This window comes from Pseudoalteromonas sp. TB25 (genome assembly GCF_000497995.1).
GTDB lineage: Bacteria > Pseudomonadota > Gammaproteobacteria > Enterobacterales > Alteromonadaceae > Pseudoalteromonas > Pseudoalteromonas distincta.
On sequence record NZ_AUTI01000016.1, the window covers coordinates 1 to 803 of the forward strand.

The following is an 803-nucleotide window of genomic DNA, read 5'->3' on the forward strand; positions in this document are numbered from 1 at the left end:
CCCGCCTCAGTGGCCGAAAAATGAGACGCGGTAAATGCAATGTTGTGTGTGGTCATGCCGGTGTGTCCTGTTTAAAGTGTGCAGCTAGGTGCTTAACGCAAGCAAGTAGGCTTTTATCGTTACCGTGGCTCATCATTAATGAAAAACCATACGGATGATCATTTGCTAAATCAGCCAGCGGTAAATGCACTTGCGCTGAGCCACTAAGCCCTGCAATTGCCGAAAGCGTAATAATTTGCATGCGTAAGGCGCTTGTGTCGGCGCCTAATTTAGGTGCGGTTGTGGGGGTGGTTGGCAAAAATAAACAGCTGTTTGTATTTAGGTTTTTAGCTATTAGTGTTTGCCATTGGGTTTGTACTTTTAGTGCTTCTTGTTCTTCTTGAACAGTTAGGGCAAGCGCCATATTAAAACGTGCCGCAATTGCTGGAGCAAACTGGGGAAGTTGCCCCGGCAATTGAAGCCAGTCTTTATGCGTTTTTGCGATTGCTCGCCCTTGCAGTACTCTAAAACTATCAGCAAGTTCATTTAATAAGCTGCTGTTAGGTAGTTCAAATTCTTTATGGTGCTTAAAATTAGGCTTGGTTTTTTCAAGCAATTGTTTAAGTGGGGCTTGTAAAACAGGGTCAACGAGTTCAAATAACGGCTCGCAAATAACTAAGGTATCAACGTTATTAATAGCTTGATTTGGTAGCAGTACATTACCTACATCGCTTAATAGCTCGGCGCTTTGGGTAAGCCAACCTATGGTATCAAAAGGCGGAGCCAACGGTATTAGGCCGTCTTTTTCAATCACGTTATGGCTT

1 pseudogene is annotated in these 803 nt (G+C 43.8%); it reads right to left on the reverse strand.

From position 1 onward, the window contains the following. Nucleotides 1-52: 52 nt before the first annotated feature. Nucleotides 53-803: pseudogene (locus L652_RS0100235) on the reverse strand (amidase); the annotation flags it as partial.